Origin of the sequence: Agrobacterium tumefaciens (assembly GCA_025560025.1) — a bacterium.
Taxonomy (GTDB): Bacteria; Pseudomonadota; Alphaproteobacteria; order Rhizobiales; family Rhizobiaceae; genus Agrobacterium.
On sequence record CP048486.1, the window covers coordinates 654,178 to 669,527 of the forward strand.

At 58.8% G+C, this 15,350-nt stretch carries 15 protein-coding genes; 5 read left to right on the forward strand and 10 right to left on the reverse strand.

Going from position 1 to position 15,350, the window contains the following annotated elements:
• Positions 1–11: 11 nt before the first annotated feature.
• Complete coding sequence (rhaM, locus tag FY152_16850) at positions 12–335, forward strand: L-rhamnose mutarotase (protein ID UXS33840.1); 324 nt, start codon at positions 12–14, stop codon at positions 333–335.
• On the forward strand, positions 332–1,714 hold the full coding sequence (locus FY152_16855; protein UXS33841.1) for a carbohydrate kinase: 1,383 nt from the start codon (positions 332–334) through the stop codon (positions 1,712–1,714). The genes rhaM and FY152_16855 overlap by 4 nt, the downstream gene beginning before the upstream one ends.
• A 196-nt stretch (positions 1,715–1,910) precedes the next feature.
• Here the strand turns inward: FY152_16855 and FY152_16860 are convergent, their stop codons facing one another.
• The 5 genes from FY152_16860 to FY152_16880 form a co-directional block, all read right to left on the reverse strand.
• Positions 1,911–2,747, reverse strand: a complete 837-nt coding sequence (locus tag FY152_16860; protein UXS33842.1) for an alpha/beta hydrolase — start codon at positions 2,745–2,747, stop codon at positions 1,911–1,913.
• 247 nt (positions 2,748–2,994) lie between these two features.
• Positions 2,995–3,690, reverse strand: coding sequence for an FkbM family methyltransferase (locus tag FY152_16865; GenBank protein ID UXS33843.1), 696 nt, complete (start codon positions 3,688–3,690; stop codon positions 2,995–2,997).
• A 162-nt stretch (positions 3,691–3,852) separates the two neighbouring features.
• Complete coding sequence (locus FY152_16870; protein UXS33844.1) at positions 3,853–5,787, reverse strand: EAL domain-containing protein; 1,935 nt, start codon at positions 5,785–5,787, stop codon at positions 3,853–3,855.
• A gap of 9 nt (positions 5,788–5,796) precedes the next feature.
• Entirely contained in the window at positions 5,797–6,303 is a 507-nt protein-coding gene (locus tag FY152_16875; GenBank protein UXS33845.1) for an oxidoreductase, read from the reverse strand.
• A 103-nt stretch (positions 6,304–6,406) separates the two neighbouring features.
• Positions 6,407–6,919 carry a hypothetical protein gene (locus FY152_16880; GenBank protein UXS33295.1) on the reverse strand — a complete coding sequence of 171 codons (513 nt, stop codon included), beginning with the start codon at positions 6,917–6,919 and terminating at the stop codon, positions 6,407–6,409.
• Between the two features lie 13 nt (positions 6,920–6,932).
• Between FY152_16880 and FY152_16885 the strand changes: the two genes are divergently transcribed.
• Positions 6,933–8,369, forward strand: a complete 1,437-nt coding sequence (locus FY152_16885; protein ID UXS33846.1) for an NAD-dependent succinate-semialdehyde dehydrogenase — start codon at positions 6,933–6,935, stop codon at positions 8,367–8,369.
• A 245-nt stretch (positions 8,370–8,614) separates the two neighbouring features.
• The gene (locus FY152_16890) at positions 8,615–9,712 is read left to right on the forward strand and encodes a DNA alkylation repair protein (protein UXS33847.1); all 1,098 of its coding nucleotides are present in this window, start codon (positions 8,615–8,617) and stop codon (positions 9,710–9,712) included.
• A gap of 16 nt (positions 9,713–9,728) precedes the next feature.
• Here FY152_16890 and FY152_16895 read toward each other — a convergent pair whose 3' ends face one another.
• From FY152_16895 to FY152_16915, 5 genes are all read right to left on the reverse strand, one after another.
• Positions 9,729–10,754, reverse strand: coding sequence for a sulfate/molybdate ABC transporter ATP-binding protein (locus tag FY152_16895; GenBank protein UXS33848.1), 1,026 nt, complete (start codon positions 10,752–10,754; stop codon positions 9,729–9,731).
• 5 nt (positions 10,755–10,759) lie between these two features.
• Entirely contained in the window at positions 10,760–11,647 is an 888-nt protein-coding gene (cysW, locus tag FY152_16900) for a sulfate ABC transporter permease subunit CysW (protein UXS33849.1), read from the reverse strand.
• Positions 11,648–11,650: 3 nt separating this feature from the next.
• On the reverse strand, positions 11,651–12,472 hold the full coding sequence (cysT, locus tag FY152_16905) for a sulfate ABC transporter permease subunit CysT (protein UXS33850.1): 822 nt from the start codon (positions 12,470–12,472) through the stop codon (positions 11,651–11,653).
• A gap of 75 nt (positions 12,473–12,547) precedes the next feature.
• Positions 12,548–13,534 (reverse strand): sulfate ABC transporter substrate-binding protein, encoded by a 987-nt coding sequence (locus FY152_16910; GenBank protein UXS33851.1) that lies wholly within the window; start codon positions 13,532–13,534, stop codon positions 12,548–12,550.
• A gap of 173 nt (positions 13,535–13,707) precedes the next feature.
• Complete coding sequence (locus tag FY152_16915) at positions 13,708–14,778, reverse strand: enoyl-CoA hydratase/isomerase family protein (protein UXS33852.1); 1,071 nt, start codon at positions 14,776–14,778, stop codon at positions 13,708–13,710.
• Between the two features lie 282 nt (positions 14,779–15,060).
• Between FY152_16915 and FY152_16920 the strand changes: the two genes are divergently transcribed.
• Positions 15,061–15,318 (forward strand): DUF2934 domain-containing protein, encoded by a 258-nt coding sequence (locus FY152_16920; GenBank protein UXS33853.1) that lies wholly within the window; start codon positions 15,061–15,063, stop codon positions 15,316–15,318.
• Positions 15,319–15,350 lie beyond the last annotated feature (32 nt).

Sequence of the window (15,350 nt, forward strand, 5' to 3'; positions counted from 1 at the left end):
GAGGTTGAGCCATGCCGGAACTTGAAAAACACGCCTTCAGGATGAAACTCTTTGCCGGAAAAGAGGCCGAATATAAAAAGCGCCATGACGAGATATGGCCGGAACTGGTGGCGCTGCTGCGCGAGGCGGGTGTAAGCGATTACTCCATCCATCTCGACCCGGAAACCAACATCCTGTTCGGCGTGCTGACGCGCCCGAAGAACCACGGCATGGCGGCACTGCCCGACCATCCCGTGATGAAGAAGTGGTGGGCTCATATGGCCGATATCATGGAGAGCAATCCCGATCATTCGCCGGTCGCAAAAGATCTTGTGACGGTGTTCCATCTGCCATGAGCGAGAGCATCAAACCGGGCCGCGTCGCGGTCATCGATATCGGCAAGACCAATGCCAAGGTCGTCGTCATCGACACCGGCAGCGGCGAAGAGATTGTCGGCGAGAAACAGGCGAACCCCGTCCTTCGTGATGGAATTTATCCGCACTACGATGTGGAAATGCTCTGGCGCTTCATTCTCTCCGCACTTCAGCGTTTCGGCCAGAAGCCCGGTTTCGATGCAATTTCCATCACCACCCATGGCGCTTCGGCAGCACTTCTCGATGGCAACGGCGATCTCGCCATGCCGGTGCTCGATTATGAACACAGCTATCCCGGAGCCATTGAAGAAGCCTATCGCGGCATCAGGCCCGATTTTGCCGAGACCGGCTCACCGCAGCTTCCCGTCGGGCTGAACCTTGGCGCGCAAATCCATTTCCAGAAAACGGCCTTTCCAGACGATTTCTCAAGAGTGCGCAGCATCGTCACCTATGCGCAATATTGGGCGGGGCGACTGACGGGCATTCAGGCCACGGAAACGACCTCGCTCGGCTGCCATACGGATCTCTGGAACCCACGGCGGAAAAGTTTCTCCTCGCTTGTCGCGCGTCTCGGCATCGAGCATTTGATGGCGCCGGTTCGCTCCGCTTTCGATGTGCTGGGAACAATCCGCCCGTCGCTGGCAATGGAAACCGGTCTTTCACCGCATATGCCGGTCTATTGTGGCATCCACGATTCCAACGCATCGCTCCTGCCGCATCTTCTGCGCCGGGACGGAGATTTTTCGGTCGTCTCCACCGGCACCTGGGTGGTGAATTTCGCCATCGGCGGCGCGGCGGGTTCGCTCGACCCCACCCGTGACACACTCCTGAATGTCGATGCTTTCGGCCGTCCCGTTCCCTCGTCTCGCTTCATGGGCGGCAGGGAATATGAAATGCTTGCACAGCAATTCGGGCATGCCCCGGAGGAAGCAATCGAGGCCTCGCTCAAAAGCGTGATTGCCAAAGGCATGATGCTGTTGCCCAGCATTGTCAGCGGTTCCGGCCCCTTCCCCGATAAAACAGCGTGCTGGATAGGCGACGACAATGCCACTGTCGCCGAGAGACACGCAGCGGCAGCGCTTTATCTTGCCCTGATGACGGAGTTCAGTCTTTCGCTTATCGGGCGGAAAGGCCCAGTGCTCGTTGAAGGCCCATTCGCCAGCAACGCCCTTTATCTCAAGGCGCTAGCGGGTTTTGCCGATACGGAAGTGATCGCAGTCAGCGGCTCCACCGGCACCAGCGCCGGTGCCGCGCTCCTTACCGGCACCAGGCCGCTTGCCGGCCGCGAGCGTCATTTTGCCCCGGGCGTCATTGAAGGACTTGGTTCTTATCGCGAGGCTTGGAAGGCAAAGCTCGTCTGATGACATGATGTGGGAAGTACCTCCGTCCGTCTCCCCACACGCAGCGTCATCCTCGGGCTTGACCCGAGGATCCTCCGCCGCACGAAGAATGGATTCTCGGGTCAAGCCCCAGGATGACGTTGCGTGTGGGGGAGAGGTTCTGGACCAATCCCGAAATACGGCCTAATATCAGGCCGTACTCCTTTTCGCCCAAAGATCAGCCCTTGATGAAGGCCAGAAGATCGGCGTTCAGCACATCGGCATTCACCGTCAACATGCCGTGCGAGAAGCCGGGATAGGTCTTCAGCGTGCCGTTTTTCAACAGCTTCACCGATTTCAGGGCGGAGTCGGCAATTGGCACGATCTGGTCGTCTTCACCGTGCAGCACCAGCGTCGGAACGCTGATATTCTTCAGGTCTTCGGTCTGGTCGGTTTCCGAGAAGGCTTTGATGCCGTCATAATGGGCCTTTGCGCCGCCCATCATGCCCTGACGCCACCAGTTCTGGATAACGCCTTCATGAACAGTCGCGCCATCGCGGTTGAAGCCATAGAAGGGACCGGCCGGCACATCGCGGAAGAATTGCGCACGGTTTGCGGCAAGCGACGAGCGGAAGCCGTCAAAAACCTCCATGGGCAGGCCTTCCGGATTGGCCTCGGTCTTGAGCATCAGCGGCGGCACGGCGGAAACGAGAACCGCCTTGGCGACACGGCCGGCGGGTTCGCCATGCTTTGCGACATAACGGGCGACTTCGCCGCCGCCGGTGGAATGGCCGATATGGACGGCGTTCTTCAGATCGAGAGCTTCGACGACGGCAAAGGCGTCGGCGGCGTAGTGATCCATGTCGTGTCCGTCAGCAACCTGGGCGGAACGGCCATGGCCACGGCGGTCATGGGCGACGACGCGAAAACCCTTGGAAACGAAGAACAGCATCTGCGCATCCCAGTCATCGGACGAGAGCGGCCAGCCATGGTGGAACATGATCGGCTGGGCATCCTTCGGGCCCCAGTCCTTGTAGAAGATTTCGGTTCCGTCTGTCGTCTTAACAAAGCCCATGATCGTTACTCCTTCGGTTGCGTTGGCATCTCCGGCGCAGCCTGTTGTGCGCCGGTTTGATGGAGGGATGATGACGCAGGATAACGGTTGCAACAATTGCAACAATAATTGGGAATGAATTGCCGTTTATGAAATTATCTTCTCGGCCCGCATACCATTCCGGCACACGTGTCGACCCGCTCCGCGCCCTCATGCGAGTGTGAGAACGGGGATGACCGGCGAAGGGTTCCGTGAATTCGACGCGGCCTCAGTCTACTTCGGGATCATATTCCCGTGGGCTGTCATCCTTCGAGAACAACACACAGGGACCACGCGAGCCGCGCGGATCATAGGCATATCCCTTGGCGGTCAGCGCCTGCATGATATCGCGGACCCCGGCGAGGCCATAAAGATGGTCATGCAGTTCGACGAATATCCGCTCCACGCCGGCAAGTTCGGCCCTGCCGAGCAGATCGCGTTCCGCGCCCTCGATGTCCATGACGAGGGCTGTGATGCCTTTGCTTGCAATAAATTCATCGATATTCTCGGAAGAGATTTCGATGCGTTTTTCATAGGGGCCCTGGTATTCGTCCATGGACGACATCCAGAGATCCTTGCGGACATAAAAAGCATAGGAGCTTGGCTCGTCGGCGGTAAGAAGCCCCTGTGAAAACTCAACGTTACCGCGGCAATTGGCCTTGATCACCCGCTCTGCCAGCGCCGCCGTCGAGGGGTTGGCCTCGAAGGCCCAGACGGACACGTCCTTTATGCCGGCGATGATCGAGGTGATAATCCCGATACCGGATCCCAGCTCAAGCACGCGGTCACCTGGCTTGATGGCTTTCAGGACGCTGCGGGCCTCTTTCGCCTCATAGCTGCCATCGGTCAGCGCCTGCCAGATGACGGGCGACACCTCATGGGAAGAGAGGGGTAGAGCTACTCCATGCACGTCCAGTATTTCCATGTCTCAAACCTTTTCCCAAAACCCGGTCGCTTTACCCGAATGATCCCGTAGCGACCGGGAGTGGTCTACAGCATCGGCGCGACAACCGGTATCGGTTTTCGCGCTGAACGGCGCATCATCCTGAAATTGGATGCGCTCCGCCGAAGCGGAAGCAATTCTTGTTCAGACGGAACTCCAGGCCACCAGCTCCTTGGCCGGTAAAGGCCGGCTGATCAGATATCCCTGAACCTGATCGCATCCCAGACGTCTGACGCACTCATATTGCTCTTCCGTCTCGATGCCTTCGGCAATCGTGGTCATGCGCAGACTGCGGCCGACACCAACCACGAATTCAACGATCGCCAGCGCATCGCGGTCGCTGGTGATATCGCGCAGAAAGGACCGGTCGATCTTTATCTTGTCAAAGGGCACGCCGCGGAGATTTGCGAGAGAGGAATAACCGGTGCCGAAATCGTCCATGGCGATCTGGATGCCGACATCCTTCAGCCGCGTCAGCGTATTGATCGTTTGGTCGCTCTTGTTGAGCAGGATGGATTCGGTGATTTCAAGCTCGAGCCGGCTAGGCTCCAGCCCGCTTTTTTCCAGCGCACCCATCACGTTCTGGATGAGGCTGGTGCTGTGGAACTGAACCGGCGAGAGATTGACCGCCACCTTCATGTCCTCGTCCCATCTCATCGCCTCGCGGCAGGCGGTTTCCATCACCCATTTTCCGAGCGAGTGGATGAGGCCCGTTCTTTCCGCGACGGGAATGAACACGCTGGGCGGCACATCGCCCCGCACCGGATGCTTCCAGCGCAAAAGCGCCTCAAAGCCGCAGAGCTCGCGGGTCTGCGTCGCTACCTGCGGCTGGTAATAGACCTCCATCTCGTCGTTCTGCAGCGCTGTTTGCAGATCGGCCTCGAAGGATTTCTTCTCGGTCAGCTGCTTCTGCATGCGGACCTTGAAGACGCTCGCCCGGCCGGGGCCGATGGCCTTGGCCTCATAAAGAGCCAGATCGGCGCGCTTGAACAATTCGTCCGCGTCGACGGCGCCGTGCGATATGGCAATACCGATGCAGGTGCCGATTTTGACCTCCTGCTCGCCAAGCTGATAGGTCCGGCTGATCTGGTCGATGAGCTTTGAGGCGAGACGGCGCGCCGCATCCTCGTTGAGATCGTCGGAGACAACGGCGAACTCATCGCCGCCCAGGCGGCAAACCATATCGTAATCGCCGCTGATGCCTGAAAGGCGCTGCGCCACGGCCTGAAGCAGCGCATCACCCGCATCGTGGCCGAGTGTATCGTTGACGTCCTTGAAGCCGTCGAGATCAAGCAGGAGGATGGCTGTCGTGCCGCTGCCCCCGAAGGAACGGCGCAACCGCTCGATCAACTCCTGCCGGAACAACGAGCGGTTCGGCAGGCCGGTCAGCGCATCATGATAGGCGTCATGCTCCAGCCGGACATTCTTCGCCTGCAATTCGAGAGTGGCGGCACGCAGGTCATCCGTCAGCCCGCGCATGCTCTTTTGCGCGCGGTTCAAAAGATCATTCTGGCGTAGCAGCAATATTACCAGCGCGATGCCGCACAGGATGAGACCACCGGCCAGCGCGGTATAGACGATATGCAGCTTGCGCACATCCTCATGGGCGGTATCGATCAGATTGACGTCATAAGCGACGGAAGACGATGCCAGCGTGGTCATCGGCGCATCGAGAGCACTCATGGCCGAAAGCATAGCCGGCACGTCGGCCGGCTCCAGATGGTCAACCCGCTGCTCCATATCGGCCAGAACCGTATCGAGCTGGGTTACGAGATCCCGCCACTGCTGCTTTTCATTAATGAAAGCCCCAAGATTGCCCTGCTTCAACAGCTCAAGCCGACTGAGCATGATATCGAGACGCAGCTGCAATTCGTCCCGGTCGATCTTGCCGGGGCTAAGCGCGAAAACGGCCAGCTTGTTCTGGAGGCGCAGATATTCCGCCACGGTCTGGCTGACGGCCCAAGAGTCGTTGTAGCGGGCGAATTTCTGCAGAGCGGTCTGCCGCTCGGCAATGACGAAAGCGATATAGCCCGTTGCCAGGACGAAGCAACAGATGATCACCGCCACAAGTTTTCGCAAACGACACCTTTATTCCACTATCAGTTTGGCGACTTGCCATGCGGACCGCGAATAATAGGTCTGCTTCTGCAGCTCCGGGTCGCTGTCATAGGGATAAATGACAAACAACGGGCCCTTTTCGCGAACTGTCATGTAATTGCCATCCAGCTTGATCGCGAGGATAACGTTGAATTTCTTAAAATCCTCAACCGGTATCGTGCTGACATAATCATTGAGCGCGACCGCCGTGACGGTATCGCCCTTTGCGCCGACGACATCCATCAATTTTGCCAGAGATACGCCATCGAAGCGGACGCGGCCATCGTGCCAGGGCGTCGTCGTCTCCACCGTCACCATGCCAAGCGCTTCCAGCATGTCGCGGTCAAACTGCGCCGCACCCTCCGCATTGGTATTGGTGATGTTTCCGGATATGGTTAATATCGGCTTGCCTTGCGGCTTGGCGATCGTTCCGGCTTCGGCACAGGAAAGCCACATGAGTGACAGGAAAGCACTGAGAAGTACCCGGGCGAAACTCATACTTTTTCTCCATCGATAACGTTCGGGTCGAGGGTTTTCGCCAACCTTTGAAGGTCAAGGGAACCGACATCCGCAATATATATCAGGAATGGATGTTATATCCTCACTGAGATTTTATCCGTATTTTCTCTAGGTTTTGAGTAAACCCTTTGGATAATTTTTCCGTCTTATTGTACTTTTTCATGTTTCGCGCACTGTTATGACGCAAGCAGCAGCCGAGTTTCCCTCCTCCCACCAATCCGTCCGGCGTGACAAAGGCCGAATTGAGGCAAACGCTTTGCCGCCTAAGGATGGAAACAAGTGATTCGCACGAACTCGCCGTAAGGACCATTGGAAATTCAGCGCCGGATGCGTGCCAAACCGGAATGACCGGAGACTGGTTCCATTTCACAGAAAAATCATGGCGATTGCCGCAGTGGACGGTTGAAACATACCGCCCGGAACTTAATATAAAGACTGTCGCTTCCGTTTCCGGCCTTTCGAAAAGCCTGTTTGCCGGAAATACCAAGACATTCGTTCCGCGCAGCGAGAGCCGCGATGCCGGATATCGTCCGGCCAGGAAAATTCTGTTCACGTCTCCGGGCCGGACGGCATTTCGCCGTATCGGCCGCATCATGAAGGTAGCCCCTATGCACACCTATCCCGACATCAAACTTCTCATTGATGGCGAATGGCGAGACGCCGTTTCCGGCAAGACGATCGCCGTGTCCGATCCGGCAACCGACGAAATCATCGGCGCCATCGCCCATGCCGAAAAGGAAGATCTCGATCTGGCGCTTGCCGCCGCCGAGCGCGGTTTCAAGGTGTGGCGCGACACCTCACCCTTCGAGCGCTCGAAGATCATGCGCAGGGCGGCCGATATCCTGCGCGAGCGCAAGGACAAGATCGCTTATATGATGACCCGCGAGCAGGGCAAGCCGCTTGCCCAGTCCGCCGGTGAAATCATCGCCGCCGCCGATACCATCGACTGGTTTGCCGAAGAAGCGCGCCGCACCTATGGCCAGGTCATCCCCGCACGCGCAACCGGCGTTTCCCAGCTCGCCATCAAGCTGCCTGTCGGCCCCGTCGCAGCCTTTACGCCATGGAACTTCCCGATCAACCAGATCGTTCGCAAGCTCTCCGCAGCCCTTGCCACCGGCTGCTCCATCATCGTCAAGGCGCCGGAAGAAACACCGGCTTCGCCGGCAGAACTGATCCGCGCCTTCGTGGATGCGGGTGTGCCCGCCGGCGTCATCGGCCTCGTTTATGGTGTTCCCGCCGAGATTTCGGAATATCTGATCCCGCATCCGGTCATCCGCAAGATTTCCTTCACCGGCTCCACGCCGATCGGCAAACACCTCGCCGCGCTGGCCGGCAAGCACATGAAGCGCGCCACCATGGAACTCGGTGGCCATGCGCCGGTGATGATCTTCAACGACGCCGATATTGAAAAGGCGATCGAAGTGACTTCGCTGTCGAAATTTCGCAATGCCGGCCAGGTCTGTGTCGCCCCCACCCGCTTCCTCGTGCAGGACGGCGTGGCGGACCGTTTCCTTGAAGGCTTCGTGGAAGCCGCCAAGGCGGTCAAGGTCGGTAACGGCCTCGAAGAGGGCGTCATCATGGGCCCGCTCGCCAATGAGCGCCGCATTCCGGCGCTGGAAGGCCTCATCAGCGACGCCGTTTCCCATGGCGGCGAATTGAAGACCGGCGGTCGCCGCATCGGCAACAAGGGCAACTTCTTCGAACCGACGGTTCTCGCCAATGTGCCAACCACGGCAAAGATCATGAACGACGAGCCCTTCGGTCCTGTCGCCATTATCAACCGATTCTCGACCTTCGATGACGCCGTCACCGAAGCAAACCGCCTGCACTTCGGCCTTGCATCCTATGCCTTCACCGGCTCGGTCAAGACCGCACATGCGCTTGGCCAGCAGGTCGAGGCCGGCATGCTGACGATCAACCATAACGGCCTTGCGCTGCCGGAAGTCCCCTTCGGCGGCATCAAGGATTCCGGTTATGGCACGGAAGGCGGCTCGGAAGCGGTTCAGGCCTATCTGGAGACCCGCTTCATCAGCCAGATGAGTTGATTTGCGCCGAAATTTCTTCTCCCCATCTGGGGAGAATATGCCCGAAGGGGCAGATGAGGGGGCTAGCTCTCTGCATATCTCTACCCTCGCCCCCTCATCCCGCTGCCGCGACCTTCTCCCCGGCGGGGAGAAGGAGACAAGCCGCGCTCGCTCGATCCGACCTCAATCTCTGAAACTTGCTAGCCCTCCCTTGCCTCGAACCTCCTCCTGCCATAAAAGAACAAAAAGTGAACTTTGAGGGCGATATGAGCGAGACAGCGGCACCGGCGCTGAAGGAAATCTTCAACCACGAAAAACTGCGGCACATCGCCGATCAAACAAAGGCCGTCTACGCGCCTTTTGACGTTTCCGCCTTCATGGCGCTCGCCACCGAAAATCTCGAGGCTCTGGGCATCATGCAGCGCATGCGGCAGGTAGCGACAAGCCTGCACGCCACGCTTCCCGGGGACTACGCCCGCAATATCGAAATTCTGACCGCCGCCGCCCCCGGAATAGGCAACGGCTTCGCATCCATTTCACTGCCGGAATATGTAGCCCTCCATGGGCTCGACGATTTCGATATTTCCATGCAGGCGCTGCAATATTTCACCCGCTTCGGTTCCTCGGAATTCGCCATCCGGCATTTCCTGCAGAAGGACATCTCCCGCACCCTTGCGGTGATGGAAACATGGTCTCAGCACGAAAACGAGCATGTGCGGCGGCTGGCGAGCGAGGGCTGCCGGCCGCGCCTGCCATGGTCGTTCCAGCTCAAGCCCCTGATCGACGATCCGTCCCCGGTTGTGGCGATCCTCAATGCCATGAAGGCCGACGAGGCGCTTTACGTGCGTAAATCCGTCGCCAATCATCTGAACGACATCACCAAGGACAATCCCGCTTTCGTACTGGCGCTCATCGACTCATGGCCGAAAGATAACCCGCATACGCGCTGGATCGTCCGGCAGGCCTTGCGCACGCTGATCAAGAAGGGTGACGCCGCAGCGCTTGCCCATCTCGGCGCGCATGAGGAAGCAGAAATTGCACTTGAGGCGTTTCAGGTGTCTCCGGAAAAAGTTGCCCTCGGCAATCCGGTGCGGATTTCAGCCGCCTTCACCTCGACAGCCAAAGGCGCGCAGAAGCTGGTGATCGACTATGCCGTGCACTACGTGAAGAAAAGCGGTGACGCTTCGGCGAAGGTTTTCAAATGGAAAGAGATCGAGCTTCAGCCGGGCGAAACACTCAACCTGTCGATAAGCCGCGCCATGCGCGATTTCACCACCCGCAAGCACTATGCGGGTGTTCACAAGGTTGATCTCATGCTCAATGGCCGGCTGGCCGCCGAAGCCTCTTTCGAGCTTGTGATCTGAACCTGCCGAGGGCGTCTCACGCCGCCGGGAAAATCTTTGCCCGGCGGATGATAACGGAACCACGGTCTCCGGCAGCAACATCGTTTTCCGGCGGCACATCGAATTCCAGGAGATCGCCGCCATCGGTGTTGGCGATCACGCGGCGCTCACCCGCCCGGTCGAGAACCCGGGCCACGGAAGCCGGAATGCCCTCATGCAGATCCTCCCATTCCAGATCGGAGGGGCGGGCATAAATCTCGACAGCGCCATCCGCCTGACCATAGGAGAAAGGCAGCTCATTGTCGCCCACATAGACCTTGCCGCCGCGCGCCACACCGGACACCCGATTGGCATCGCCCAGGAAGCGCATGACGAAGGCGCTGTTCGGCTGGCGGCAGACTTCCTTCGGCGTGCCCTGCTGAACAATCTCACCCTGATTGAGAATGACGACACGGTCAGCCAGATCGAGCGCCTCTTCCTGGTCATGCGTCACGAAAATCGTGGTGATACCAAGCGCATCGTGAATTTCCCGCAGCCAGCGGCGCAGGTCACGGCGCACATTGGCATCCAGCGCCCCGAAAGGCTCATCCAGTAGAAGAACTTTCGGATCAACCGAAAGCGCACGCGCCAATGCCACGCGCTGCCTTTGCCCGCCGGATATCTGCGCCGGGAACCGGTCGCCGAGACCATCGAGTTTGACGAGGTTCAGCAGTTCCCTGACGCGGGCGTCGATTGCCGACCTGTCGCGCTTGACCTTCGATACCTTCATGCCGAAGGCAATGTTTTCGTGGAGCGTCATATGCGGGAAAAGCGCGTAGTGCTGGAACACGAAACCGACGCCGCGATCGCGCACCGGAATATTGGTGGCGTCCTCGTCTCCGAAAAAGATGCGGCCGCCATCGCTATATTCGAGACCGGCGACCATGCGCAGAATCGTCGTCTTGCCTGAACCGGAGGGGCCGAGCAGCGCCAGAAGCTCACCGCTTTCAATATCCAGCGAAACATCGCGGACGGCACGGAAGGTATCGAAGGTCTTCACCACATTTTCGAGGCGGATTTTCATGGGAATCAGGTCTCCGTGGCGATGGCGGCACCGCCATTGGTCTTTTTGGCTCCGCGCCCCGCGCCGCGCCGTTCCAGCGCCACCTTGGCGATGATGGTGACGACGGCGAGCAAAGCGAGGATGGAGGCCGAAGCAAAGGCGCCGGCCGTCTGGTAATCGTGGTAAAGCAGCTCGATATGCAGCGGCAGCGTGTTGGTCTGGCCCCGAATATTGCCCGATACGACCGACACCGCGCCAAACTCGCCCATCACGCGGGCGTTGCACAGCACCACGCCATAAAGCAGCGCCCATTTGATGTTCGGCAGCGTTACCGAAAAGAAGGTGCGCCAGCCGGACGCACCGAGAGACGTCGCCGCCTCCTCGAGATCGCGGCCCTGCGCCTGCATCAGCGGGATAAGCTCACGCGCCACGAAAGGTGCGGTGACGAACATCGAGGCGATGACAATGCCGGGAAGCGCAAAGAGTATCTTGATGTCATGCGCATCAAGGAACGGGCCGAACAGCCCCTGCAGCCCGTAAACGAAGAGATAGGCGACACCGGCGACGATCGGCGAGATAGAGAAAGGTATCTCGATCAGCACCAGCAGGAAGCGCCGGCCGGGGAAATCGAACTTGGTGATCGCCCATGCCGCCGCAACGCCGAAGGCCGTATTGACCGGCACGGCGATCAACGCCGTCAGCACCGTCAGCATGATCGCGTGGCGGGTATCTGGATGGGTAATGGTGGCCGAATAGACCTTCCAGCCCTGCGAAAAGGCCTCGACGCCGATGATGATGAGGGGTGCCACAACCAGCAGAGCACCGATCACAAGAACGAAAGCGATCAGGCTGCGGCGAACCCAGGTTGCATCACCAACGCGCGGCGGCTTGCGGTGTGAGGAAAAAGCGCTCATATCTCAGCTCCTCACCGTGTAGCGAAGCGCGCGCGCCTGCAGGTAATTGGTCACCGCCAGCATCACGAAAGCGGTGATGAGCAGCACGGAAGCAATGGCCGCGGCGGCCTGATAGTCATATTCCTCTAGCCGGATGAAGATCAGCAATGCCGTGATTTCCGTCGAGAACGGCTGATTGCCCGCGATGAATATGATCGCCCCGAATTCACCGAGGCTGCGCGCGAAGGACAGCGAAAGACCGGCGAGCAGTGCCGGTGTCAGGAGCGGCAGGATGACCTTGCGAAAGATTTCAAGATCGGAACCGCCAAGCGATTGTGCCGCTTCCTCCAGCGCCGGATCGAGGTCTTCCAGTACCGGCTGCACGGTACGTACGATAAAAGGCAGACTGGTGAAGGCCATCGCTACCATGATGCCAAGTGGCGTATAGGCCACCTTGATGCCGAGCGGCGCAAGCAACGAACCGAACCAGCCATTGCCCGCAAACAGCGTGGTAAGCGCGATGCCGGCAACGGCGGTGGGAAGCGCAAAAGGCAGGTCGACAATGGCATCGATAAGACGCCAGCCGGGAAAACGGTATCGTGTCAGCACCCAGGCGAGCGCCAGCCCGAAGATGACGTTGAAGAGCGTGGCGGCGAGCGCGCAGAGCACGGTCACGCGGTAACTTGCAACGGCGCGCGGCGAGGAGATGATCGACCAATATTCGGCCGGCCCAAGGCTCGCGGCCTTGAACACCAGCGCCGAGAGCGGCAGGAGCACGATGATGGCGACGTAAGTGAGGGTAACGCCAAGGGACAATTTAAGTCCCGGCAGAACATTCCGCTTCAAACCCCGCCCCCATTTCATCATAAAGCGACCCGGCAGTTTCCCGCCGGGTCGTTTGCCTGTTGCATATCGCTGTGATTAACGGCTGCCGTAAAGCGTATCAAGCGTCGCGCCGGATGCAAAATGCTCTTTCTGGATTTTATTCCAGCCGCCGAAGGTATCGTTGACGTTGACGAGGCGGATGGCCGGGAACTTGTCCTTGAACTCGCCGACGACCTTCTCATTGTGAACACGATGACCGAATTCGGCGGCGATGCGCTGGCCTTCTTCGGTGTAGAGGAAATCGAGATAGCTCTTTGCCAGATCGCGGGAACCGCGCTTGTCGACCACCTTATCCACCACGGCGACCGGGAATTCGGCCAGCAGGCTGACGGAGGGCACGACGCCTTCGACCTTGTCAGCGCCATATTGCTTGGCGATGCCGCGGGTCTCGGCCTCAAAAGTGATCAGCACATCGCCGATTTCACGCTCCACGAAAGTGGTGGTGGCGGCACGGCCTCCGGTGTCGAACACCGGTGTGTTGTCGAAGATTTTCTTGACGAATTCCTGAACCTTCTTCTCGTCGCCGTTGAACTTCTCCTTGGCGTAAGCCGTGGCGGCGAGATAGGTGTAGCGAGCATTACCAGAGGTCTTCGGATTGGGGAAAACCACCTTCACATCGTCACGGGCAAGATCGTCCCAATCCTTGATTTTTTTTGGGTTTCCGGCGCGCACGAGGAAGGACGGGAAGGAATAGAACGGCGAAGCGTCGTTCGGGAAGTCTTTCTGCCAGTCGGCGGAAACAAAGCCCTGCTTCACCAGAAAATCGACATCGGTGACCTGGTTGAAGGTAACGACATCGGCTTCCAGACCCTCGACGATGGCGCGCGCCTGCTTGGAGGTGCCGGCATGCGACTGATCGACCGTAACGCCCGGATGCTGCTTGATGAACGCCTCGTTTTCGGCGGCAAAGACCTCACGGGCGACGTCGTAGGACGCGTTGAGGATGGTGGTCGGAGACTGTGCCTGCGCCGCGCCAGCAATGAGAGCGGCTATGGCAGTGCCGATGATAAGAAGACGTTTCATAAATACCCCCGGAAAATCGAATGGTCGTCAACATAACGGGCGGCGGCAACGCCCGCGAGAAACAGCCGTGCGTTAGGGAGCCGGGGATTGGAAATTTCACCCAAACAGGAGCAGCTCAAAAGACGATGATTTCATATTTGGCTGCAAGCCGGATTTCTTTTGCGTCGCACAATCTAGAGGCGATGTTCGGGAAACAAATTTCCGGCATGTTCGGCAAAATACGGCGAAAGATCTTCTGCACGCACCTCCTCCAGCCGCGCCGGCCGCCAGCGCGGATTGCGATCCTTGTCGACCAAGGCAGCGCGCACGCCCTCATAAAAATCATGGCCCCGCAATATTTCGGTCCCGGCGGCAAATTCGCGCTCCAAGCATTCGATGAGGCTCGCGCTTTCCCGACCGAGGCGAAGCAATTTCAGGGTCAGCTTCAGGCTGGTGGGGGAGCGTTTCTGAAGGGCCTCGAGGGTCTCTCGCGAAAACGCATCATCGCGTGCAGAAAGTGCCGCGAAAATCTCCTCCACCGTGTCGAAGCGGAATGTCGCGTCGATGATATCGCGGTTTAAAGCCAGCACACCTTCGCCCGCATCGCCGGCATAGGCCGCGATCGCCACCTCGATACCTTCAATATCCTTCGCCCTCGATAGATCCTCCACGAGAGATTCGAGACCCTCCGAAGGCATGAGATAGTCGGCGAAACCGGCATAGATCGCATCGGCGCCAGCGACGGCATTGCCGGTCAAGCCCAGCCAGGTGCCGCATTCGCCCGGCGCTTTCGGCAGAAGCCAGGAGCCTCCGACGTCTGGAAAGTAACCGATGCCCGTTTCCGGCATGGCGAGCCTTGTCCGCTCCGTGACGATGCGGTGGCTGCCATGGGCGGAAATACCGACGCCGCCGCCCATGACGATGCCGTCCATCAGCGCCACATAGGGCTTGCCAAAGCGGGCGATGCGATAATTGAGCGGGAACTCTTCCCGCCAGAAATCAAGCACCTGCGGATCACCCGCCTTGCCCAGATCATGAATGATGCGAACATCCCCGCCGGCGCAAAGGCCCCTTTCACCTTCTCCTGACAGCACCACACAGGAAACCTCGGGGTCATCCTCAAAACGGGCAAGCGCCTGAAACAGGAGGCGAACCATCGGCAAAGTCAGACTGTTGATGGCTTTCGGGCGGTTGAGGCGGATGATACCTGAGCCTCCCCGCTGCTCGACAATGACCTGCGCCTCCGCTTCGGTTGCAAGCTCCAAGGTCCCCTCCTGCACTATTGTTCATCCGCCCATCTTGGCGGGGTTGGCGTCATCACGCAACGTTGATGTTGTCGTGTGGGAACGTCTTTCGCCTAAACCGCTTTCACCGGCGTAAAATGCCTGAAATCCGCTTTCGCAATGCAGCATGTTTGCTTGACGCCCGGAAGATCATGGCATGTAATGCAACTTGGAAATGCCGGCATTGATTCCTGTCGAGCGTGTGCCGGACCAAGCGGGATGTCGCCTTCTCAAAGGCGCTGTAAACAGCAACGGGAGACGAGCATGCAGGTTTCGGAAAACGAATGGATCAGTAAACGGGCCTATACCCTCTGGGAAAAGGAAGGCCACCCCCACGGCCGCGATGCGGAACATTGGGCACAGGCAAAACACGAATTTTCGCTTTTGAAGACATCGGAAGCGACGAAACCGGCGCAGCGCAAAAAGGCAGCTCCCAAGGCCGTTTCCGCTGAAGCCGCTCCGGACGCAGAGACGCCTGCAAAACCCAAGGCCCGTGCCCGCAAGGCTGCGGCCGCGAAATAAGCGCCCGACCGATAGTCAAAGGCAGCATATGA

What these genes read in the sequence shown, in the direction of transcription:
- rhaM (UXS33840.1), top strand. Translation starts at nt 12, where the DNA reads ATGCCGGAACTTGAAAAACACGCCTTCAGGATGAAACTCTTTGCCGGA.
- FY152_16855 (UXS33841.1), top strand. Translation starts at nt 332, where the DNA reads ATGAGCGAGAGCATCAAACCGGGCCGCGTCGCGGTCATCGATATCGGC.
- FY152_16860 (UXS33842.1), bottom strand. Translation starts at nt 2,747, where the DNA reads ATGGGCTTTGTTAAGACGACAGACGGAACCGAAATCTTCTACAAGGAC.
- FY152_16865 (UXS33843.1), bottom strand. Translation starts at nt 3,690, where the DNA reads ATGGAAATACTGGACGTGCATGGAGTAGCTCTACCCCTCTCTTCCCAT.
- FY152_16875 (UXS33845.1), bottom strand. Translation starts at nt 6,303, where the DNA reads ATGAGTTTCGCCCGGGTACTTCTCAGTGCTTTCCTGTCACTCATGTGG.
- FY152_16880 (UXS33295.1), bottom strand. Translation starts at nt 6,919, where the DNA reads ATGATGCGGCCGATACGGCGAAATGCCGTCCGGCCCGGAGACGTGAAC.
- FY152_16885 (UXS33846.1), top strand. Translation starts at nt 6,933, where the DNA reads ATGCACACCTATCCCGACATCAAACTTCTCATTGATGGCGAATGGCGA.
- FY152_16890 (UXS33847.1), top strand. Translation starts at nt 8,615, where the DNA reads ATGAGCGAGACAGCGGCACCGGCGCTGAAGGAAATCTTCAACCACGAA.
- FY152_16895 (UXS33848.1), bottom strand. Translation starts at nt 10,754, where the DNA reads ATGAAAATCCGCCTCGAAAATGTGGTGAAGACCTTCGATACCTTCCGT.
- cysW (UXS33849.1), bottom strand. Translation starts at nt 11,647, where the DNA reads ATGAGCGCTTTTTCCTCACACCGCAAGCCGCCGCGCGTTGGTGATGCA.
- FY152_16910 (UXS33851.1), bottom strand. Translation starts at nt 13,534, where the DNA reads ATGAAACGTCTTCTTATCATCGGCACTGCCATAGCCGCTCTCATTGCT.
- FY152_16920 (UXS33853.1), top strand. Translation starts at nt 15,061, where the DNA reads ATGCAGGTTTCGGAAAACGAATGGATCAGTAAACGGGCCTATACCCTC.